The 21,606-nt window shown below is 72.6% G+C and carries 17 protein-coding genes; 11 read left to right on the top strand and 6 right to left on the bottom strand.

Features of this window, described 5'->3' with window-relative positions; translation table 11 throughout:
* Positions 1-22 precede the first annotated feature (22 nt).
* On the bottom strand, positions 23-445 hold the full coding sequence (locus BM127_RS01620) for a hypothetical protein (protein WP_091193436.1): 423 nt from the start codon (positions 443-445) through the stop codon (positions 23-25).
* A 136-nt stretch (positions 446-581) separates the two neighbouring features.
* On the opposite strand from BM127_RS01620, the gene BM127_RS01615 reads away from it, so the two are divergent.
* Entirely contained in the window at positions 582-2,474 is a 1,893-nt protein-coding gene (locus BM127_RS01615; RefSeq protein ID WP_091193433.1) for a penicillin-binding transpeptidase domain-containing protein, read from the top strand.
* 19 nt (positions 2,475-2,493) lie between these two features.
* On the opposite strand, the gene BM127_RS01610 is transcribed toward BM127_RS01615, so the two are convergent.
* Positions 2,494-3,162, bottom strand: a complete 669-nt coding sequence (locus tag BM127_RS01610) for a spermidine synthase (protein ID WP_231263128.1) — start codon at positions 3,160-3,162, stop codon at positions 2,494-2,496.
* Positions 3,163-3,192: 30 nt separating this feature from the next.
* Here BM127_RS01610 and BM127_RS01605 point away from each other — a divergent pair, with 30 nt between their 5' ends.
* Positions 3,193-4,002 (top strand): alpha/beta fold hydrolase, encoded by an 810-nt coding sequence (locus BM127_RS01605; RefSeq protein ID WP_091193429.1) that lies wholly within the window; start codon positions 3,193-3,195, stop codon positions 4,000-4,002.
* Positions 4,003-4,328: 326 nt separating this feature from the next.
* Positions 4,329-5,162 (top strand): hypothetical protein, encoded by an 834-nt coding sequence (locus BM127_RS01600; protein ID WP_139227552.1) that lies wholly within the window; start codon positions 4,329-4,331, stop codon positions 5,160-5,162.
* Positions 5,163-5,188: 26 nt separating this feature from the next.
* Here BM127_RS01600 and BM127_RS01595 read toward each other — a convergent pair whose 3' ends face one another.
* Positions 5,189-6,910 (bottom strand): fumarate hydratase, encoded by a 1,722-nt coding sequence (locus BM127_RS01595; protein ID WP_231263129.1) that lies wholly within the window; start codon positions 6,908-6,910, stop codon positions 5,189-5,191.
* A 172-nt stretch (positions 6,911-7,082) separates the two neighbouring features.
* Between BM127_RS01595 and BM127_RS01590 the strand changes: the two genes are divergently transcribed.
* From BM127_RS01590 to BM127_RS01575, 4 genes are all read left to right on the top strand, one after another.
* Positions 7,083-8,207, top strand: coding sequence for an ABC transporter substrate-binding protein (locus BM127_RS01590; protein ID WP_091193421.1), 1,125 nt, complete (start codon positions 7,083-7,085; stop codon positions 8,205-8,207).
* A gap of 119 nt (positions 8,208-8,326) precedes the next feature.
* The gene (locus BM127_RS01585) at positions 8,327-9,088 is read left to right on the top strand and encodes an ABC transporter permease (protein WP_217642307.1); all 762 of its coding nucleotides are present in this window, start codon (positions 8,327-8,329) and stop codon (positions 9,086-9,088) included.
* Positions 9,085-9,873: an ABC transporter permease gene (locus BM127_RS01580; RefSeq protein WP_217642306.1), complete on the top strand. Its 789-nt coding sequence runs from the start codon at positions 9,085-9,087 to the stop codon at positions 9,871-9,873. Before BM127_RS01585 ends, BM127_RS01580 begins: the two co-directional genes overlap by 4 nt.
* Positions 9,870-10,919, top strand: a complete 1,050-nt coding sequence (locus BM127_RS01575) for an ABC transporter ATP-binding protein (RefSeq protein ID WP_091193416.1) — start codon at positions 9,870-9,872, stop codon at positions 10,917-10,919. Before BM127_RS01580 ends, BM127_RS01575 begins: the two co-directional genes overlap by 4 nt.
* Before the next feature lie 9 nt (positions 10,920-10,928).
* Here BM127_RS01575 and BM127_RS01570 read toward each other — a convergent pair whose 3' ends face one another.
* Positions 10,929-11,690 carry an isocitrate lyase/PEP mutase family protein gene (locus tag BM127_RS01570; RefSeq protein WP_091195323.1) on the bottom strand — a complete coding sequence of 254 codons (762 nt, stop codon included), beginning with the start codon at positions 11,688-11,690 and terminating at the stop codon, positions 10,929-10,931.
* Positions 11,691-11,754: 64 nt separating this feature from the next.
* Here BM127_RS01570 and BM127_RS01565 point away from each other — a divergent pair, with 64 nt between their 5' ends.
* Both BM127_RS01565 and BM127_RS01560 read left to right on the top strand, forming a co-directional pair.
* Positions 11,755-12,837: a flavin-containing monooxygenase gene (locus BM127_RS01565; protein ID WP_091193414.1), complete on the top strand. Its 1,083-nt coding sequence runs from the start codon at positions 11,755-11,757 to the stop codon at positions 12,835-12,837.
* 49 nt (positions 12,838-12,886) lie between these two features.
* Positions 12,887-14,584, top strand: a complete 1,698-nt coding sequence (locus BM127_RS01560; RefSeq protein ID WP_091193411.1) for a CapA family protein — start codon at positions 12,887-12,889, stop codon at positions 14,582-14,584.
* Here the strand turns inward: BM127_RS01560 and BM127_RS01555 are convergent, their stop codons facing one another.
* Together BM127_RS01555 and BM127_RS01550 are read right to left on the bottom strand one after the other, a co-directional pair.
* Positions 14,585-17,482 carry an ATP-binding protein gene (locus tag BM127_RS01555; protein WP_091193409.1) on the bottom strand — a complete coding sequence of 966 codons (2,898 nt, stop codon included), beginning with the start codon at positions 17,480-17,482 and terminating at the stop codon, positions 14,585-14,587.
* Positions 17,479-20,367, bottom strand: a complete 2,889-nt coding sequence (locus BM127_RS01550) for an ATP-binding protein (RefSeq protein ID WP_175507300.1) — start codon at positions 20,365-20,367, stop codon at positions 17,479-17,481. Before BM127_RS01550 ends, BM127_RS01555 begins: the two co-directional genes overlap by 4 nt.
* Positions 20,368-20,551: 184 nt before the next feature.
* Here BM127_RS01550 and BM127_RS01545 point away from each other — a divergent pair, with 184 nt between their 5' ends.
* Both BM127_RS01545 and BM127_RS01540 read left to right on the top strand, forming a co-directional pair.
* Positions 20,552-20,845 carry a hypothetical protein gene (locus BM127_RS01545; RefSeq protein WP_091193403.1) on the top strand — a complete coding sequence of 98 codons (294 nt, stop codon included), beginning with the start codon at positions 20,552-20,554 and terminating at the stop codon, positions 20,843-20,845.
* Between the two features lie 112 nt (positions 20,846-20,957).
* The gene (locus tag BM127_RS01540) at positions 20,958-21,599 is read left to right on the top strand and encodes a DUF1707 SHOCT-like domain-containing protein (RefSeq protein ID WP_091193401.1); all 642 of its coding nucleotides are present in this window, start codon (positions 20,958-20,960) and stop codon (positions 21,597-21,599) included.
* Positions 21,600-21,606 lie beyond the last annotated feature (7 nt).

The following is a 21,606-nucleotide window of genomic DNA, read 5'->3' as shown; positions in this document are numbered from 1 at the left end:
CTCCCCACCCGGCGGGGCGTGCTCAGGCCTTGCGCGCGAGCATCGTCGCGGTGTCGCCCGACGTGGGCTCACGCCACACGACGCGCAGCTTGGCGCCGTCCCGCTTCACCTTGACCGCGACCCGCTTCACGCAGTTGCCACCGGTGGTGTCGCGAGTGATCACCTCGGTGAAGCGGTAGGTGCCACCGGAGCGGCCCTTGAACCGCCAGGTGCCGTAGCAGCCGCCGTACGCGATCCTGCCGCGCAGCTTCCCGTCGCGCTTGACGATGCGGACCTTGGCGCGGTAGCCGGCGTCGGCTCCGTTGTCGCCGAAGACCGCGCCCTTCCAGGTGCCGGTGATGCGGGTGCCTGCCTCGGCCGGGGCGGCGGTGGCCGCCGGAGCCGTGAGCGAGACCGGGACGAGAAGCGCGACGGTGGTCAGCGCTGAGAGCACGATCTTGTGCATGTGGTTCCCCCTCGGAACGCGGGTGTCGCCCGATGCGCCACCCTGCCGGGCACCCTAGGACGGGCCGGCCGCGCAGGGGTAGGGGTGCTCGGCGTTTCTCCCCCGTGGGGGTGCGATCTGCGGGAAGGATCGGTCCATGCGATCACTCACTCTCGGGATCGCCGTCGTGCTCGTCGGGACAGGGTCCGCCTGCTCCGTGCTCGGTGGCGAGGAGGCGGCGCCCGCCTCCGACACCGCCGACGCCCTGGCCGCCGCGCTCACGGGTCACTCGCTCGGCGACGTACCGCTGACGGACGAGGCCGACCGAGCGGCGTTCGACGAGCTCGTCGAGCCGCTCTCCGACGTGGCCGTGTCGGTGCAGGCCGTGGCTGTGGACGAGCCCGAGGACCCCGACGCTGCCGGTGTTGCTGCGTCCGCGACGCTCGCGTGGAGCTGGCAGCTGACGGACTCCGGCACCTGGGAGTACGAGTCCACGGTCGCGCTGGTGCCGACCGAGGCCGGGTGGCAGGTCGACTGGGCGCCGGACGCGCTGGTGCCGGACCTCACCGACGACGACACCCTCGGCCTGCGGACGGTGTCACCGGTCCGCGGCGACATCACCGGCGCCGACGGCGCGGTGCTGGTCACCGAACGACCCGTGCTCCGCTACGGCCTGGACAAGACCAAGGTGGAGGGCCCGCAGGTGGCGCGCAGTGCGCGTCGCATCGCCCGCGTCCTGGACGTCGACGTGGCGTCGTACGTCGAGCGCGCGGAGGCGATGGGGGCCGAGGCGTTCGTCGAGGCGCTCGTGCTCCGCGAGGACGACGCCCTGGACGTCCTGCCTGCCTTCGTCGAGGTCCCCGGTGCCCTCGCCGTGCGCGACAACATCCCGCTCGCACCGACCCGGGAGTTCGCGGCGGCGCTGCTGGGTCGGGTCGGCCCGGCGACCGAGGACCTCGTCGAGGGCTCGGACGGACGCATCGCTCCGGGCGACGAGGTGGGTCTCTCCGGCCTGCAGGCGCGCTACGACGAGCAGCTCACCGGCAGCCCCGGCGCAGCAGTGGTCGCGCGCGGCGCCGACGACGTGCTGCGCACCCTCGTCGAGGTCGCGGCCACCGACGGCACGGACCTCGCGACCAGCCTCGACCCGGCGCTGCAGCAGCGCGCCGAGGACGCCTTGGCCACCCTCGGCGAGGACGCGCCGGCCAGCGCGCTGGTCGCGATCCGCCCCTCTGACGGCGCCGTGCTGGCCACGGCCAACGGTGCCGGGGCGGCGGGGGCGGACCTGGCCTCCACCGGCAACTACGCCCCGGGCTCGACCTTCAAGGTCGTCACCGCGCTCGCGCTGCTGCGCAGCGGCCTCGGTGTCGACGACGTCCTGTCCTGCCCCGCGACGACCGTCGTGGACGGACGTTCCTTCAAGAACTACGACGACTACCCCTCGTCGTCGATCGGTGACATCACGCTCGCCCAGGTGGTCGCCCAGTCCTGCAACACCGCCCTCATCGGCAACGCCGACCGGCTGGCCCCCGGCGAGCTCACCGCCGCCGCGCAGGCGCTGGGCCTCGGCGTCGACCACGACCTCGGGTTCCCGGTCTACTTCGGCCAGGTGCCGCCTCCGGAGACCGAGACGGGCGCTGCCGCCGACATGATCGGGCAGGGCACGGTGCTCGCCAGCCCCTTCGCGATGGCGACCGTCGCGGCGTCGGTGCGGGCCGGTCGCACGGTGCTGCCGGTCCTCCTGCCGGACCACGAGGTCACGCAGACGCCGCCCGACGCACCACTGACCGACGGTGAGGCGGGCACGCTGCGCAGCCTGATGCGTGGCGTGGTGACCACTGGGAGCGGGCGTTTCCTGCTCGACGTGCCGGGTCAGGTCGGGGCCAAGACCGGGACCGCGGAGTACGGCGAACCCGACGCGTCCGGCGCCCTGCCCACCCACGCCTGGATGATCGCCACCCGGGACGACCTGGCGGTCGCGGTCTTCGTCGGGACCGGGGTCTCGGGCTCCCAGACCGCCGGCCCGGTGCTGGAGGCGTTCCTGCGCTAGCCCGTCTCCGAGGGCCGGCTCAGCGGCGCGCGAGGTAGAGGTAGTACTGCTCCGGGCGCTCCTGCAGCAGCACGTCGTGCGCCTGCTCCTCCGCAGTGCCGAAGACCCCGCGCATTGCGGCGAGCAGCTCCGGCGCAGGGTGGGCCGACCACACGACGAGGACGCCGCCGGGGCTCAGCAGGTCGCGGCACCGGAGCAGGAACTCCTCCTCGTACACCGCCTCGTTGTCCTCGTGCACGAGGTAGCCCGGGCCGTTGTCGACGTCGAGCAGCACCAGGTCGTACGACGACCGCGCCTCTGCGATGGCCATCGCGATGTCGGCGTTGACGACCGAGGCCCGAGCGTCGGCCAGGATGCCGGGGCCGTGCGGCACGGTGCCGTTGCGCATCCACTCGATCAGCGGTTCCTCGATCTCGACGACCACCGCTTGCTCGACGCGCGCGTCGGCCAGCACCCGCTGCAGGGTGAAGCCGAGCCCGAGCCCGCCGATCAGGACCGCGGTCGGCGTGTCCACGAGGTCGAGCGCCCGGGCCGCGAGCTCGATCTCGCTCGTGGTCTCGGCGGTGTCCATCACGAAGACGCCGTTGACCCTCAGCTCGACCACGTCGGCGGCCGTCGCGGACCTGCGACGGCGCAGCACCACGTCGCCGCGATCGGTCTCGGCCCGGGCGATCTCGATGCTCTCCACGGGCATCATCCTGCCCGCTAGGTTCGGGGCATGCGGTGGCGGGCGTCGGACGGCAGGGTGCTCCACGGCTGGCTCGGCGGCGACCCGGACGGCCCGCTCGTCGCGGTGCTGCACGGATGTCCCGACACGCGCCACGTCGCGATGGGTGGCGACGCTGCCGCCCGCGCGGTCGGCGTACGCCTGCTGTGCGTGAGCCGCCCGGGCTACGGCGCCTCGACGCCCCACGCCTCGACCCACGCCAGCGTCGCCGACGACCTCGCCCTCGTGGCCGGCGAGCTGGGGCACGAGCGGTTCGCGGTGCTCGGGATGTCGGTGGGCGGCGGCTACGCGATCGCGTGCGCTGCCCGGCACCCGGACCGGGTGGTCGCCCTCGGCCTGGTCGCGACGCAGCCTCCGGGACGACGGACGGAGTCGGTGACGGCGCTGATGGGTGAGCTCGCGCCGGAGTTCCTCGCGTGGCGGGCCTCGGTGGGTCCCGACGACCCCGACGACGAGGCGCTCGCCGCCCGGTGGCTCACCATGCTCCCCCCGTCGGATGCGGCACTGGTGGCGTACGCCGGACCCGCGGCCGTCGCTGCCTCGGTGCGGGAGGCGCTGGCCGACCCGAGCGGCTACCTGCGCGACGCGGCGCTGCTGGTGCGAGCGTGGGAGCACGGCCCTGCGGAGGTCCGGTGCCCGGTGCGAGCGTGGTTCGGGGAGGACGACGACCGGTCGGGGGTGGGTGCTGCCGCGGACCTGCTGGCCGGCTTCGCGGACGTCGAGGTCGTCGTGCGGCCGGGGACCAGCCACCTCGCCACCCTCGTGGCCCACTGGCCCGAGGTGCTCTCGACCTTCGTCTAGTCACAGCCCCGGACGTCATACGGAAGGGGGCAATGGATGCGCCCTCCGTATGACGTCCCAGAAGGACCGGTGAGGCCAGCCGGCGTCCACAGGCCGGTCCAGGAGGCCGTTCTCCACAGGCGGGGCCCGTCCCGGACCCGTCGCGCTGCTCCGTCTCCCAGCCTCGGAGGATGCCGAAGCAGACGTCACACGAAGACTCGAGGCTGGTCCGTGCGCGAGCCCTGGCTCGCAGGCAGGGCGGTGTCCTGTCGCGGCCACAGCTCTACGGCCTGGGCATCACTCGTCACGAGATCAGGGGCCAGGTGCGGGCCCACAGGTGGCAGCTCGTGGGAGATCAGTCGGTGTGCCTGCACAACTCCGACATCTCCGACGTCGGCCACCAGTGGGCGGCAGTGCTCCAGGGCGGCCCGCGCGCCTGCCTCGACCGAGAGTCCGCGCTGGTCGCGGGCGGGCTCGAGCGCTACGACGTCCGACGGCACCGGGTCTCGGTGCCACGCGGCGCTCGCGTCCGCCGGTCCCGTCTCTACGACATCCGCCAGACACGCCGGTGGGAGGCAGCCGACCTGGCGCCCTCGGGCATCCCGCGCACCCGGCCCGACGTCGCCGGCGTACGCGCGGCGCTGTGGGCCGACTCGGACCGGCAGGCGGTCCACGTGCTGACGCTCGTGGTGCAACAGGGCCTCACCACTGCCGAGCTGCTGGGCACGCAGGCCCTGCGCATCAGACGGGACCGACGGCGGCGACTCGTCCACGAGACCATCCTCGACCTGCTGGACGGCGCGCGCTCGCTCGGCGAGCTCGACGTCGTGCGCGAGCTGCGACGTCGCCACCTGCCCGTCCCCACACGCCAGGTCGTCCGCAAGGGCAGGGACGGGCGCTACTACCTCGACCTCTACTGGGAGGAGTACGCGCTCGTGCTGGAGATCGACGGGATCCACCACACGTGGGCGACCAACGTCGTGGGGGACGCCCTGCGACAGAACTCCCTCGTCATCGACGGGGACCGGGTCCTGCGGATGCCACTGCTCGGGCTCCGGCTCGAGCCGGACGCCTTCTTCCGGCAGGTCGAGGAGGCGCTGACGATCGGGGGATGGCGACCGGCTCGCGACCAGCCGCGTGACGTCATACGGACGGCGCAGCCGTTTGCCCCGTCCGTATGACGTCCGGGGGCGGATCTCCGTGAGACCTACTCCGCCGAGCGGACCCGGATCCCTACCCCCAGGAGCGAGCTCAGCGGCACCGTGACGGCACCCGAGGGATCGGTGAAGAAGTCGTTGCCCTTGTCGTCCACGACGATGAAGGCGGGGAAGTCCTCGACCTCGATCTTCCAGACCGCCTCCATGCCGAGCTCCTCGTACTCGACGACCTCGACGGAGCGGATGCAGTCCTGCGCGAGGCGCGCGGCGGGGCCCCCGATCGAGCCGAGGTAGAAGCCCCCGTGGGTGCCGCACGCCTCGGTGACCTGCTTGGACCGGTTGCCCTTGGCGAGCATGACCATCGAGCCGCCGGCGGCCTGGAACTGCTCGACGTACGAGTCCATCCGGCCGGCGGTCGTCGGCCCGAACGAGCCGGAGGCCATCCCGGTGGGGGTCTTGGCCGGTCCGGCGTAGTAGACCGGGTGGTCCTTGAGGTAGGCGGGCATCTCCTCGCCGGCGTCGAGCCGCTCCTTGATCTTGGCGTGCGCGATGTCGCGCGCCACGACCAGCGGCCCGGTCAGCGAGAGCCGTGTCTTCACGGGGTGCCTCGAGAGCTCGGCGAGGATGTCGGCCATCGGCTGGTTGAGGTCGATCTGCACGACTTCACCGCCGGCGATCTCGTCAGAGACGCCGGCGTCGGGCATGTACTGCGCGGGGTCGGTCTCGAGCTGCTCGAGGAAGATCCCCTCGGGCGTGATCTTGCCGAGCGCCTGGCGGTCCGCCGAGCAGGAGACGGCGATCGCGACGGGGCACGACGCGCCGTGGCGGGGGAGCCGTACGACGCGGACGTCGTGGCAGAAGTACTTGCCGCCGAACTGCGCGCCGATCCCGAACGACTGGGTGAGCTCGAAGACCTTCTCCTCCAGCTCGACGTCGCGGATGCCGTGGGCGCTCATCGAGCCCTCGGTCGGCAGGTCGTCGAGGTAGTGCGCAGAGGCGTACTTGGCGGTCTTCAGCGCGAACTCCGCGCTCGTGCCGCCGATGACGACGGCGAGGTGGTAGGGCGGGCACGCGGCCGTGCCGAGCGAACGGATCTTCTCGTCGAGGAACTCCATGAGCCGCGTCGGGTTGAGGACGGCCTTGGTCTCCTGGAAGAGGAACGACTTGTTGGCCGAGCCGCCGCCCTTGGCCATGAAGAGGAACTTGTACTCCGGGACGTCCTTGGCCGGCGTGGAGTACAGCTCGATCTGCGCCGGCAGGTTGGTGCCGGTGTTCTTCTCCTCGAAGGTGGTCAGGGGTGCGAGCTGGGAGTAGCGCAGGTTGAGCCGCGTGTAGGCGTCGTACACGCCGCGGCTGATCGCCTCGCCGTCGTCGGCGCCGGTGAGCACGCCCTCGGACTTCTTGCCCATCACGATCGCGGTGCCGGTGTCCTGGCACATCGGCAGCACGCCGCCGGCGGAGATGTTGACGTTCTTGAGCAGGTCGAGGGCGACGAAGCGGTCGTTGCCCGACGCCTCGGGGTCGTCGATGATCTTGCGCAGCTGGGCGAGGTGTCCGGGCCGGAGGTAGTGGCTGATGTCGTGCATCGCCTCGTCGGTGAGCCGCCGGATCGCCTCGGGCTCGACCTTCAGGAACGTACGTCCCTCGACCTCCACCGTGGACACGCCCTCGGTGCTGATCAGCCGGTAGGGCGTCTCGTCCGCGCCGTTGGACCCGGCGGTGGGGAGGAGGTCGGAGTAGTGGAACTCGGGGCCGGTGGCAGCAGTCGTCACGGGACCTGAGCGTACGCCGCCGTGCGGGGTCGTCCGAGAGGACCCGGAGCACCCGGTGTTCATCGGTCGGCCGCAGAGCGGCCATTCAGCGGTAGCCTCCGGACAGACGGGACCTACGAGGCTCCGCCCGGCACACACCGCCGATCCACGGCAGATGCTCTCTGGAGGTCCGATGAACACCCGCAAGACACTCGTGTCGCTCACGGCGATGGCCACGCTCATGTCGGTGGCGGCCTGCGCCGCTCCCGAGAAGGAGACCGACACCACCACGGAGAGCGGCGTCGACGCAGCGTCCGCCACGTCGGCCGAGGACTTCGGTGGCCTCGACGAGCTCGTGAAGGCCGCGCAGGACGAGGGCGAGCTCAACGTCATCGCGCTGCCGCCGGACTGGGCCAACTACGGCGAGATGATCTCGACCTTCGAGGAGAAGTACGACATCGAGGTCAACTCCGACCAGCCCGACGCCGCCTCGCAGGACGAGATCAACGCGGCCAACGACCTCAAGGGCACCGACCGCGCCCCCGACGTCTTCGACCTCGGCCAGTCCGTCGCGCTCGCCAACACCGACCTGTTCGCGCCCTACCAGGTGGAGACCTGGGACGAGATCCCCGACAACTTCAAGGACGCCGACGGCACCTGGGTCAACGACTACGGCGGCTACATGTCGATCGGCTACGACTCCGCGGTCGTCCCCGACGTCACGTCACTGGCCGACCTGCTCAAGCCGGAGTTCAAGGGCAAGGTGGCCCTCAACGGCGACCCGACACAGGCCGGTGCGGCCTTCAGCGGCGTGATGATGGCGTCCATCGCCAACGGCGGCTCCGCCGACGACATCGCGCCGGGCGTCGACTTCTTCACCGAGCTCAAGAAGGCCGGCAACTTCCTCACCGTCGACCCGGACTCCACGACGATCGAGCAGGGCACCACGCCCGTCGTCATCGACTGGGACTACCTGGGTGCGGCGGCTGCCGCCAACGTCGACACGTGGAAGACCGTCGTCCCGTCCGAGGCCGTCGTGGCCGGCTACTACTTCCAGGCCATCAACGCCGACGCCCCGCACCCGGCGGCCGCCCGCCTGTGGCAGGAGTTCCTCTACAGCGACGAGGGCCAGAACCTGTGGCTCAAGGGCGGTGCCCGTCCGGTCCGCGGTGACGCCATGGCCGAGGCCGGCACCATCGACGCCGCGCTCTGGGACGCCCTGCCCGTCGTCGAGGGCGAGCCGGTGATCCCCACCGACGAGCAGACGGTGACCGCCGGCGAGTACCTCGCAGCGAACTGGTCCAAGGCCATCCGCTGAGCACCTCGCCCACCACGAGCGGAAGGACGGGCCGGCGGTTCGCCGTCGGCCCGGTCCTCCCGCTCCTGCCGTTCCTCGGCTTCGTCCTGGTCTTCCTCGTCGTCCCGACCCTGACGGTCGTGGTCGGTGCCTTCCAGGACGAGGCCGGACGCCTGACGCTCGGCAACCTCGACGCCCTGACGAGCGACGCCGCCGTCACGGCACTCAAGGGCTCGCTGATCCTGTCGGCGTCGACGGCCCTGATCGGCGCCGTCCTCGGCGCGCTGCTCGCCTACCTGATCGTCTCGATGTCACCGCAGAGCCTGATGCGCCGCGCGACGCTCGCGGTGAGCGGCGTCCTCGCGCAGTTCGGCGGCGTCGTGCTCGCCTTCGCGTGGATCGCGACGATCGGTCCGGTCGGTGTCGTCACGAAGGCGATCATGGACCTGACCGGCGCCAACCTCTACGGCTCGGGCTGGCTCTTCGGGCTGCCCGGCCTCGTCGTCGTCTACTGCTACTTCCAGATCCCGCTCATGGTGATCGTCTTCGCGCCCGCCTTCGAGGGCCTCCGTCCGCAGTGGCGCGAGGCCGCGGTCAACCTCGGCGCGAGCACCTGGGACTACTGGCGCCACGTCGCGCTCCCGCTCCTCACGCCTGCCTTCCTCGGCGCGCTGCTGCTGCTGTTCGCCAACGCCTTCGCGGCCTACGCGACGGCGGCCGTCCTGGTCAGCCAGGGCCAGCCGATCGTGCCGCTCCTCATCCGGCAGGCGATCACGAGCGAGGTCCTCCTCGGCCAGGCCAACGTCGGCTTCGCGCTCGCCCTCGAGATGATCGTCGTGGTGACGGTCGTGATGGTGGCCTACAACCTGCTGCTGCGACGTACGTCGAGGTGGATGCGGTGACGCCGCCGAGGGGCTTCCGGGTCTTCCGCGCCGTGCTGCTGCTGGCGTTCGCGGCCTACTTCTTCGTCCCGCTGCTGGCGATGTTCGACTTCTCGACCCAGGTCCGCGGCAGCGCGCCGGGTCGCACGTGGGACAACTGGACGTTCATGTTCACCGACGAGGACCTGCGGTCCTCGATCGTCGCCTCGCTGCTGCTGGCGCTGTTCACGGTGGTCCTGATGGTCGCCCTGCTGGTCCCGACGATGGTCTGGGTGCGCCTGCGCGTCCCGCGGGTGAGCCGGCTCATCGAGTTCCTGTGCCTGCTCCCGCTCACCATCCCGGCGCTCGTCATCGTGGTCGGCATCACCAACGTCTACTCGTGGGTGACCTACGTGCTCGGGGACTCGCCCCTGGTGCTGACGTTCGCCTACGTCGTGCTGGTGCTGCCCTACTCCTACCGCGCCATCGACGCGTCGCTCTCGGCCATCGACGTCGCCACGCTGTCGGAGGCGGCCCGCTCGTTGGGCGCGAGCTGGTTCACCGTCATCGTGCGCATCGTCCTGCCCAACATCACCGGCGGCGTGCTCGGAGCCGCGTTCATCTCGGTGGCGCTCGTGCTCGGTGAGTACGTCTTCGCGTCGCTGCTGCACTTCGACACCCTGCCGGTGGCGATGGCCGCGCTCTACAAGAACAACGGGCCCGCCGCCATGGCCGCGGCCCTCGCCTCGATGATCCTCGTGGCCCTGTTCCTCATCGGGCTCACCTTCCTCAGCCGTGACCGGCACAAGCTTGGAGCCTCCTCATGACCGAACAGACCGTTGATCGTGGTCTCGCCGTCGAGCTGTCGGACCTCACCCGTGTGTACGGCGACGTGAAGGCGCTGGACGGGCTCACGTTGCACATCGTCCCCGGCGAGCTCGTCGCCCTGCTGGGACCGTCCGGCTGCGGCAAGACGACGGCCCTGCGGATCCTCGCCGGGCTGGACCACGCCACGTCGGGCACGGTGTCGGTCGGCGGCAAGGACCTGACCAAGGTGCCGGCCAGCAAGCGCGACATGGGGATGGTGTTCCAGGCCTACAGCCTGTTCCCCCACATGACCGTCATCGACAACGTCGCCTTCGGCCTCAAGATGCGCGGCCGCGACGGGGCCGCCCGTCGTACGCGTGCCGGCGACATGCTCGACCTCGTCGGGCTCGGCGAGCACGCCGACCGCTATGCCCACCAGCTCTCCGGCGGCCAGCAGCAGCGGGTCGCGCTGGCCCGTGCGCTCGCGATCGAGCCCTCGGTGCTGCTCCTGGACGAGCCGCTCTCGGCCCTGGACGCGAAGGTCCGCGTGCAGCTGCGCGACGAGATCCGCCGCGTCCAGATCGAGGTCGGCACCACGACCCTCTTCGTCACCCACGACCAGGAGGAGGCGCTCGCCGTCGCCGACCGGGTCGGCGTGATGAACGCCGGGCGCCTCGAGCAGCTCGCGCCGCCCGCCGAGCTCTACTCCGCTCCCGCCAGCCGGTTCGTGGGGGAGTTCGTCGGCCTCAGCAACCGGCTGCCGGCCGAGGTCCGCGACGGCGTGGCCGCAGTGATGGGCCGCGAGGTCCCGGTGCTGCCCGGCTCGGCCACCGGATCGGGGCACGCCCTGGTCCGCCCCGAGTCGGTGTCGGTGGTGGCCGACCCGGCCGGGCCGGCCACCGTCACGACCGTGATGTTCCTGGGCCCGCTGTCGCGGGTCACCTGCACCTTGGCCGACGGCACCCTCGTCGTCGCCCAGCTGGCGAGCTCGGACGCGCTGCGGCTGCAGCCCGGCGACGCCGTACGCCTCGAGGTGGCACCGGCCCCGGTGCTGGTCGTGGCCTGAGCGGCAGCCCTACTTCCAGGCAGCCACGAGCGCGGTCAGGTCGGGCGCGAGCTCCTTCTGCAGCAGCGGGCCGAAGGTCACCCGGTGCACGCCCATGACCTGCAGGTCCTCCAGCGAGCCCGCGGCCGAGCCCTTGCGCGGGTTGGCGATCGTGTTGAGCGGTCCGGCGAGCGCGTCGAGCAGCCGCTGGAGCGAGGCGGCGTCGGGTGCGCCCACGGGGTAGGAGCAGCGCGACCCGGCCTCCTCGCACGCCAGCATCCGGGTGATCGCCTCAGCGACCGGGTCCTCGAACTGGTCGGACTTGATGAAGGCGTCGGTGCGCGCGTTGATGACGACGTCGACTCCCGCGGCGTCGGCTGCCCGGCGCAGCCCGCCGATGTAGTCGGCGTGCTCGGCGACCGAGCGCATCCGACCGCCCTCGGAGTGCACGGTGTCCTCGATGTTGAGGCCGACGGCGCCGGCCTCGAGGAGTCGCTCGACCAGCTCGGCGGGAGCGGCGCCGTAGCCCGCCTCCATGTCGGCGGTGACCGGCACGTCGGGCACGGCGGAGCAGATGCGGCGTACGCCGTCGAGGGCGTCGTCGAGCGACATGTCCTCGTTGTCGCCCTGGCCGCGCGAGTCGGCGAGCGGGTGGCTGCCGATGCTCAGGGCCGGGAAGCCGGCGTCGGCGACGACGCGGGCCGACCAGGCGTCCCAGACGTTGGGGAGGACCAGCGTGGTGCCGGTGTGGTGGAGCTCGAGGAGGGTGGTGGCACGAGTGGCGATGTCCATGCGACCGAGGTTGCCACGGACGTGGTGGCGGGCATAGATGCTGCGGGGTGGGTGTTCTGCCACCGTGGCGGTCCTGGATTCTGTGGTGGTCGGCGCCGGCCAGGCCGGCCTCGCGGCGTCGTACTTCCTGCGCCAGCGCGGCGTCGACCACGTCGTGCTCGACGCCAACCCGCAGCCCGGTGGCGCCTGGCAGCACCGCTGGGCGTCGCTCAGCATGGCCGACGTGCACGGGGTCGCCGACCTGCCTGCGTCGACGGCACCCGCGGGCTCGGGGCGAGCGGCGAATGCGGTGGTCCCCGACTACTTCGGCGACTACGAGCGCGAGCAGGGTCTGCCCGTGGTGCGCCCGGTGCGGGTCGACCGCGTCGAGAGCGACGGCGACCTGCTGGTGGTGCGCGCCGGCGACCTCGAGTGGCGCACCCGGACCCTCGTCAATGCCAGCGGGACGTGGACGCGGCCGTTCGTGCCGTACTACCCCGGCATCGGCGACTTCACCGGTGAGCAGGTGCACACCGCGCACTACCCCGGCGCCGAGCACTTCCGCGGCAGGCGCGTGCTCGTCGTCGGCGGCGGTGCCTCGGCCGTGCAGTTCCTCGGCGAGCTCGCGCCGGTGACGGACACCCTGTGGGTGACGCGGCGCCCGCCGGTCTGGCGCGAGGACTTCGACGCCGCCGCCGGGCTCGCCGCGGTGACCGCGGTCGAGGAGCGCGTACGCCGCGGGCTGCCGCCGGCGAGCGTCGTGAGCGTCACCGGGCTGGCCCTGCGCCCCCAGGAGCAGGAGGCGGCGCGGCTCGGGGCGTACGAGCGGCTCCCGATGTTCGAGCGGATCGAGGCCGACGGAGTGCGCTGGTCGGACCCTCCGACAGGCTCGGGACGAGCGGCCTTCGAACGGGTGGACGCGATCCTCTGGGCGACCGGGTTCCGCCCGGCCGTCGACCACCTCGCGCCGCTCGGGCTGCGCACCGCCGAGGGCGGGATCGCACTGGTGCCGGTGCGCGGCAACGTGCAGGGCGCGACCACTGCGGCACGCGACCCCCGCGTCCAGCTGGTGGGCTACGGCCCGTCGGCCAGCACCATCGGCGCTCCACGAGCCGGGCGCCAGGCGGCCCTGGCGGTCTCGCGGTTCCTGGTCGCCGCCGCGGCCTGACCGAACCGGCCCGGCCGGCCCGTGTGGTGGTCTGGGGCACACTCGAGGAATGGGTGCTCGGGAGTGGGGCGGCGCAGCGGTGGCGGCGCTCGCCCTGACCGCGTGCACCTCCACGACACCGGGTGACACCCGCACCCGCGACGATGCTCGTGTCCCGGTGGTCGACGACGCGGTCGCGACACCCGCGCGCGGCGAGGTCACCCTCGCCTTCGCCGGCGACGTCCACTTCGAGGCGCACGTCGGCACCCTCCTGCGACGCGGCCTCGGCCCGATCGCCCGGACCCTGCGGTCCGCGGACGTCGCGATGGTCAACCTCGAGACGCCGGTCACCGAGCGCGGACGCCGTGACCCCAAGGAGCTCGAGTTCGCCTCGGACCGCTACTACTTCCGTACGCCACCGCGGGCGCTGGGCGCGCTCGCGGACGCGGGCGTCGACGTCGTCACCGTCGCCAACAACCACGCCGGCGACTACGGTGAGGTCGGGCTGAGCGACACGATCAGGGCGGCACGGCGCAGCCGGGTCGCGGTGGTGGGGGCCGGCCGGAACTCGGTCGAGGCGTTCACCCCGCATGTCGTCCGCAAGGACGACCTCGACGTGGCGTTCCTCGCCGCCGACACCGTGCAGCGTGAGGGCGGCAGCGGCGTCTGGTCGGCCGGCCCGCGCAACGCCGGGATCGCGGCGGCCCGCGGCAGTCGTACGGACCTGCTGCTCGACGCCGTCGAGACCGCAGCCACGCAGCAGGACCTGGTCGTGGTCTACGTGCACTGGGGTCGCGAGAACGAGGCGTGCCCCACCCAGAGCCAGCGCCGGCTCGGCCGCGAGCTCGCGGACGCGGGCGCGGACGTCGTCGTCGGCAGCCACTCGCACGTGCTCGGTGGTGCCGGCTGGTCCGGCGACACCTATGTGTCCTACGGCCTCGGCAACTTCGTCTGGTACCACTCCCGCCAGCCCGACACCGGTGTCCTGACCCTGCGCCTCGACGCGGACGGCGTGGTCGAGGAGGACTGGGTCCCGGCGCGGATCGCCCCCGACGGCCGACCGCTGCCGGTCACCGGACCGGCTCGCGCGGGGGCGGTCCGGGACTGGCGCGCGGGTGCCCGCTGCTCGGGCCTGGCCGCGGAGCGGGGGGAGGCGCAGGCCGACGACCCGGAGTACGACGCCACCATCGCGCCGATCGATGCCGCGCTCGCGGAGCGGATGAGGGGCAGCAGCCACCGGCGCGGCTGCCCGGTCCCGCTGTCCGACCTGCGGCACCTGACCATGACCTACCGCGGGTTCGGAGGCCTGGCCCGCACGGGAGAGATGGTGGTCCACCGTCGCTTCGCCCGCGACGTGACGCAGGTCTTCGGCCGGTTGTACGACGTCGGCTACCCGATCGCGCGGATGCGGCTCGTCGACGAGTACGGCGGTGACGACGACGCGTCGATGGCGGACAACAACACGTCGGGCTTCAACTGCCGCCGCGTCGCCGGGCAGCGGAACTGGTCGGACCACGCCTTCGGTGCGGCCATCGACGTCAACCCGGTCCAGAACCCCTACGTCCGACCCGGCTCGATCGACCCGCCGGCCGGGCGGCGCTACGCGGCCATCGACCGCGGAAGGTCGGCACCGGTCCCGGTCGGCGTGATCCGCGAGGGCGACCTCCTGGTGCGCGAGTTCGCCCGGATCGGCTGGCAGTGGGGCGGCTACTGGGTGTCGTCGAAGGACTACCAGCACGTCGCGGCGGCACGGCCCCCGGCCGCCTGATCAGCCGCCGCCCGCGGTCCTGGCGATCGCCCGAGCCAGCGGCACGTGCTCCTTCGCGTCGCGTGCAGCATGCTTCAGCAGCCGGGCCGCCACAGTGCCCTGTCCGTCTCGCAGCGCGCACTGCGCAGCCCGCCACCGGCAGTACGCCGCGTCGTGGGGGCGGGTGAGGCTGTCCCACTCCGCTGCCGCACCGGCCCAAGGTCCGGCAGAGTCCCGGCCGACGATCCGCTGCAGCTCGCTGCGCCAGGTCGCGGTGTGGGCGGCGAGGTCGGCGCCGTACGCATCCGGCCCGAACGGGTCTGCAACGCAGGTCGCCCTCATCAGCTCGACGCGCGCGAGAGCCGCATGTCGCTCCGATGGCGCAGCCGACTGCACCAGGTCGGCCTCAGTCCGCGCGCACATCGCAAGCAGCCAGGCCGACTCCAGGGCGAGATCGTTGGTGCTCACCACCTCGAGGGCGAGGGCGAGGTGGGCGCCGGCCTCGCTCGCCTTCCCGGACCACAACAGTGCCTCGGCGTGCACGGGGTTCCGCAACGCGGCGCTGACGGCGTAGTGGTCGCCCTGGTCGATGGCCTCGAGGTGCTCCAGCATGGCCAGTGCCGACGCGAGCTCGCCCCGTCGCACGTCCACGGCGCACGACGCGCGTCGACTCCGCCGGAGCTGCGCGCCAGTCACACCCCGGACTCGCGGCTCGATCCACTCCGCGGCCCTGGTGACGTCGCCCGCGCGGAGGTAGGCCTCGGCGACGTCGGAGTACAACCCGTCGGGGGCGAGGCCCAGGACCTGCCACCGGTCGGTGTGGACCACGGCATCCGTCGCAGCCTCAGCGATCTCCTGGGCGGATGCACCGACGGCCAGCAGGACCTCGGTCGCAGACGCACCCACCCGGATGGTGCCGGCCGGGTCCCGGTCCGGGTCGACGGCACGGATCGCCTGCCACGCGAGGTCGCGGGCTCCGCCGGGGTCGTGGTCGACGACGTGCGCCCAAGCGGACTGGGCGAGGAAGATCCGGGCGATCTCGGGCGCGTCGAGGGCGGCAGCGATGTCGAGTCCGCGAGCGATGTCGGCGCCCAGCTCCTCGTTGCGACCGAGCGAACCGAGGATGTTGACGCGGACCTCCAGCACGCGTGCCGCCTCTCTGGTGGGTGCGTGCCGGCTCTGGATGGCGACCGCCTCATCGATGAGCCGCAACCCCAGCGCCACGTCGCCGAAGCCGCACTCGATGTCTCCCGCCCGGAGCAGCACGGCTGCCCGACCGAGCTCGGGCAGGGGAGTGGCCATGGCTTCCTCGATGAGTCCACCCACTGCTTCCACGCCGTGCCCGGCACGGATCGCGGACTCGATACGCCGCACGAGCACCTGGGCCAGGTCCACCTCGGCCTCACCGTCCGGGGGCGAGGTGACACCCCACAGCTCGAGCACACGACTCCACTCGGCGAATGCCTCCCGCCGGGCGAACCTGGCGTCGGCGGCCAGCGCGGCGCGGATGCGCCACCTCATCTCGTCCGCCGGCCGGCGGGCGGCCTGCCAGTGCCCGGCGACCTCTGCCGCGGGCGGATCCGAGAGCTCTTCCAGTGCGACCGCGATCCCGACGTGCACGCCACGTGCCTCGCCGGGCACGAGCATGGCGCGCACCGCCTCGCCGAGCAGGGGGTGCCGCAGCTGCACCTTGTCGTCGACGCTCGCCACCAGCCGCTGGCGTACGAGTGCCCGCAGTGCGGGGACCGGGTCGGCCTGCACGCCCGCGGCCCGCACCAGCTGCTCGACCGTCAACGCCCTGTCGGCGATGCCGAGGGTGCGCACCAGGAGCCAGTCGTCCCCGTCCAGCAGGTCGAGGCGCCGGGACAGCGCGCCCGCGAGCACGTCCGGCAGGGCGTCGCCCGCCTGGCCTCCCGACGCCAGGTGCTCAGTGAAGAGTGGTTGTCCTTGGCTGCGCCGGAAGATCTGGTCGACCCGCGCCGCCGCCGGGACGACCCCGTCCATCAGCGCGAGCTGGTCGGCGGTCTCCGCGCGCGACAGCGGGACGAGGGAGACACGAGAGGTTCGCGCTGCCACGCGGTCCCACCACTGCGTGTGCACTGGGGTCGTGTCGGGATCCTCCGTGCGCCAGGTGGCCACGACGGGGAGACGTGAACCGTGGCTGTCGAGCATCTCGACGAGGTCGAGGGTCGCCGAGTCCGCCCACGGCAGGTCCTCGAGCCACAGCGCCAGCGGGCGCTCGGCGTGGAAGGCCTCGACAAGCGTGATCACTGCGCTCATCAGGCGTTGGCGTCCGAAGTCCTGAGGACCCGTCAGGGCGTCCGTGCCCAGCTCGGGAAGGAGCGGCGCCAGGGTCGGCCACACCCAGGCCGGGGATGCGCGGATCACCGCGTCGGACCAGGACCGATCGTCTCTCGACATCAGGTCCCGGAGCACCTCCACCATGGGCATCAGCGACACCGGCGTCGAGAGGGGCCGGCAGTGGCCCGTGGCCACGTGGGCTGCTGCCGCGTCAGCGGCAGCGCGGACCAGCGTGCTCTTCCCGATCCCCGCCTCGCCGGTGACGAGGAGGAGTCCGCTGCCGGACTCGAGGTGGTGGCGTACGACGTCGAGCTCGGTGCGGCGTCCGGCGATGCGAGGCGCGGGACGGCTGCCCTCGGCGGACGTGGAGGCGGCGAGCCAGAGGGCGTGGAACACCCCCGTGTCGCCGTCCATCGCCTCGACCAGCAGCTCCAGGGTGCCCCAGCTGGGGAGTGCGGGTCGGGAGAACGCCTTGGAGACGGTCGTGTGGGAGACGGCGGTCTCGCGGGCGAGGGTGCGCAGCGACGGCCAGCCGGCCCGGTGGTGGAGCTCGTGGAGCCTGTCCACGAGCTCGCGGTGCGGACCGGGTGGGAGGTCGGGACGGGGAAGGGCGCTCATCGATGTCCCATCGCTGTCCGGGCGATCGCCTCTGAGAGTGGGACGTGCTCATGGGCATCCCGCGCGGCACGCTTGAGCAGGCGCGGGGCCACGGTCCCCTGACCGTCGCGCAGCGCGCACTGCGCCGCTCGCCACCGGCAGTACGCCGCGTCGTGGGGGCGGGAGAGACTGTCCCAGGTCCTGATCGCGGCCAGCCAGGCGTCGACGTGGTCCTCCCCGTGCAGTCGCCCGAGCTCGGCAGCCCACTGGGGTGCTGCGGCCCGGTCTGCCAGGACGGCGGACGGTTCGAACGGGTCGTGGTGCAGTCCCGCACGGAAGGTCTCGAGGGTTCGGGCCGCGTCGCGTCGCTCGTCCGCGGGCGCAGCGGCGCACATGTCGGCGGCCGCGCGCGAGGCCAGCAGGAGGAGGTCTCCCACGGTCCCCGGGGCGATCTCGTCATGGCGTCCGTGGAGGGCGCTGACCAGTGCCCGCAGCCCGGCGCCCGGGTCACCCGTCCAGACCTCGTGCAGGCCACGGGCCTCCACGATGAACGGATCCATCACCTCGAACCGTCCCGACTCCAGGTGGGACAGCCTGCGGCGAGCCGCCTCGGCGTCGCCGCGCAGCACGTCCACCGTGGCCCGCTCGATGTGGAGGAGCGGGAAGGGGCCGGGCTCCTCGTCCGCCGTGTGGTCGGAGACGACCTCCAGTGCTCGGTGCACGCAGCCCTCCCGGCGCCAGGCCTGGCTGACGTTGGTCGTGAGGACCTGGACGTGCCCCGATGAGATGTTCCAGCGTCGGGCGAGCTCGAGTGCCGGACGCGCCGCCGCGTCGACCGCCGCCGCGGAGCCGCAGGTCATCAGCAGGGCGTCGGAGTGGCGGACGGCGACGGCGAGGTCCCGCTTCAGGTTGTGACCGTAGCCGAACGCCTCGATGGCGTGCTCCATCTCCACCAGGCCCGTGTCGTCGCCCGAGGCCACCATCTGCCATGCACGCTGGGCGCGGACCGAGCGTTCGAGGGGCGCGTCCCCTGCCGCTGCAGCGACCCGAGCGGCCTCGTCGAGCACAGCCGCCGCTTCGTCGCGCCGGCCGTGCCACTCCAGCTCCGTGCCCCGCCAGTTGAGCGCTGCGGCGAGCCCGGCCGACGGCGGCAGGCTCCGGTAGAGCTCGATGGCCTGCTCGTTCAGCTCGAGGCCGCGCTCGCCGACGTGGAACTGTGAGGAGTTGAACCTCGCCAGCAGGGCGAGCAGATGAGCCCGTTCGGCAACGTCGTACGTGTCGCTCGTGACCAGCTCCGCCTCCAGCACCGGGATCGCCTCGGCCGGCCGGCCGGCCAGGTCGAGCTGGTTGGCGATGCCCACCACGACCTCGTAGCGGTCTGCCTGCTCGTCGTCGACCGCGCGCGCGTCCGGCGGCCAGAGCTCCCGCACGCGCAGCCAGTCGTCCGCCGACTGCGACGCCGCAAAGCGTTCTGCCGCGGCTCGAGCGGCTCGTATCCGCCACCTGCGCTCCTCGGGCTTCTGTCCGGCAGCGTGCCAGTGCCGAGCGATCTCGGCGGGCTCGACCTCCTGGTCCTCCGCCAGCACGGCCGCAAGGGCCCGGTGGAGGTCGACCCGCTCGCCGGGGAGGAGCCGTCGACGGACGGCTTCGGCCAGCAGCGGGTGCCGGAGGTGCACGGCGGCGTCGGTGACGCCGAGCAGCTGCAGGTCGCGCAGCTCCCGGAGGGTGCTGGCGAGCGCCTGCGGGTCGACCTCGAGGGTGCGGACGACCGTGGGCTCGGGGAGCGGACGGTCCGCCACGCCCAGTACGGCGGCCACCCGCCACGCGCTCCCGCCCATGCGAGCCACCCGACCGTCCAGGAGCTCGCGCAGGTAGGTGGGCTCACCGGCGTCCGCGTGGGCCAGCTGCGCGGAGAAGAGCGGCTGGCCGTGGGTCCGCTGGTGGATGAGCGCAGCCGCAGTGCGGGAGGTGCCGGGGCGCAGGACGGTGAGCTGCGTGACGGTCTCCTCGCGGGTCAACGGGCCCAGCCCGATCACCCCTGCGTCGCGGCGCACGCGTGTGCACCAGTCGCGTCGCTGCGAAGGGACGTCCGGGTCGTCCGTCCGCCACGTGGCCAGGATCCTGGTCCGGCTGGTGCGGAACAGGTGGTCGACGAGGTCGAGGGTGAGGTCGTCCGCCCAGTGCAGGTCCTCCAGCACGAGTGCGAACGCGCTGCGGCGTGACAGGACCTCCGTCAGCTCGGTGACGGCCGAGAACAGCCGCTGGCGCAACCAGCGGTCGTCGGGGTCGGGCAGCTCGCCGGTCGCGCCCAGCTCCGGGAGCAGCGTGGCCAGGGCCGGGGAGACGTAGTCGGGGCACTCGCCCAGCGCGTCGGACATCGCCCGTCCACTGTCCCGACGACCCAAGCCCCGGAGCGCCTCGGTGAACGGCATCAACGGGATCTCCGTCGACAGTGGCAGGCAGCGTCCGGCGGCCAGCGTGACCGACCTGCGCACCGAGTCGCACGCTGCCTGGACCACGGTGGTCTTGCCGATGCCGGCCTCGCCCGTGACGAGCAGGAGCCCGGTGCCCGACTCGAGGTGGCGTCGTACGACGTCGAGCTCGGTGCCGCGTCCGGCGATCCGTGGCGGAGGCTCGCTGCCGTCGACTGAGGTGGAGGCGGCGAGCCAGAGGGCGTGGAAGGCAGCGGTGTCGCCGTCGAGAGCCTCGACCAGGAGCTCGAGCGTGCCCCACGAGGGCAGCGCGGGGGTGGAGAAGACCTTGGAGACGGTCGTGTGGGAGACGGCGGTCTCGCGGGCGAGGGTGCGGAGCGACGGCCAGCCGGCCCGGTGGTGGAGCCCGTGGAGGGCGTCGTTGAGCGACCGGGCGGGTCCGGGTGGCAGGTCGGGACGGGGAAGCGCGCTCACACGGCCCCTCTCACCACTCGTCGGCTCGCTTGCGACGATCCTCTCTGCGCTGCGGTCCGGCAACCCGAAAAGAGGGGGTGTCAACCTTCGTCAACCGTCGTCAACCCGGTCCACGCCGGACCGACTCTGGTGGTCCCGAGAACAGCCGCCGGGCACCCGCCCGGCCCCGCCAGAGGAGCCCATCATGAACATCACCACCTCGTCGTTCCGCCGGATCGCCGCGATCGCGGGCGCCACGACCATCACGTGCATCACTGCCATCACCACGACGTACGCCGCACCGCCGGCGCCCGCCATCATCGAGCCCGCACCTGCCACCGAGCGTCCGTGCTTCATCGCCCAGCCCCGGTGGAACACCGCCGAGGGTCCGGCACCGACCTGTCCGACTCCTGCGTGGCAGTCGGCCGATCCCGCAGGCGGGAGCACCCGCAACCGGATCGACTTCGGCGACGAGTACGCCGCCGAGCCGGGGGACTAGGGCTCCTCCGGGGTGCCGGCAGCGGCGGCCGCGCGTCGCTCGCCGCTGTCGGCACGGTGGGACCTGACGCCCGTCACGGGGCCGGGCGCCGTCACATCGCTATCCTGACGCCATGGGGGAGATCGAGAACCGGCCACCGGACCCGTCGCTGCTGCGCATCTCGGACAACGACCGCCAGAAGGTCGCCGACGTGCTGCGCGATGCGGCCGGCGAGGGGCGCATCGACCTCGAGGAGCTCGACGAGCGCCTCGAGCTGACGTGGGGCGCGAAGACGTACGCCGACCTGGTGCCGATCACCGCCGACCTCCACCTGCCCGCGCACCCGCAGCCGGCGAGCGCTCCGGTCCCGCGAGCCAGCTACGTCCCGGCCGTGGGTCACGCCTCGTCGACGGCGATCCTGGGGGAGTGCAAGCGGCAGGGCGTCTGGTCGGTGCCCGAGCACCACAGCGCCTTCGCCCTCATGGGTTCGGTCGTCATCGACCTGCGGCAGGCCCAGCTCGCCGCGCGCACGACCCACATCAACGCCAGCACGATCATGGGCGAGGTCAAGATCATCGTCCCGGCGCACTTCGACGTGGTGGTCGACGGGACGCCGATCATGGGCGAGTTCGGCCACGGCAAGGACAAGACCCCTGCGGCGATCGGCCCGGACTCCCCGGTCATCCGGGTGCGCGGCATGGCGATGATGGGCTCGGTGACCGTGCAGCGCCAGCCCGCGCCCGGCACTCCGAAGAAGTTCCTCGGCACCTACTGACGGCCGC

It is taken from the genome of Nocardioides alpinus (assembly GCF_900112035.1).
GTDB classification, from domain to species: domain Bacteria; phylum Actinomycetota; class Actinomycetes; order Propionibacteriales; family Nocardioidaceae; genus Nocardioides; species Nocardioides alpinus.
The sequence above is the reverse complement of the archived record's forward strand: the minus strand, read 5'-3'. Positions and strand labels throughout refer to the sequence as shown.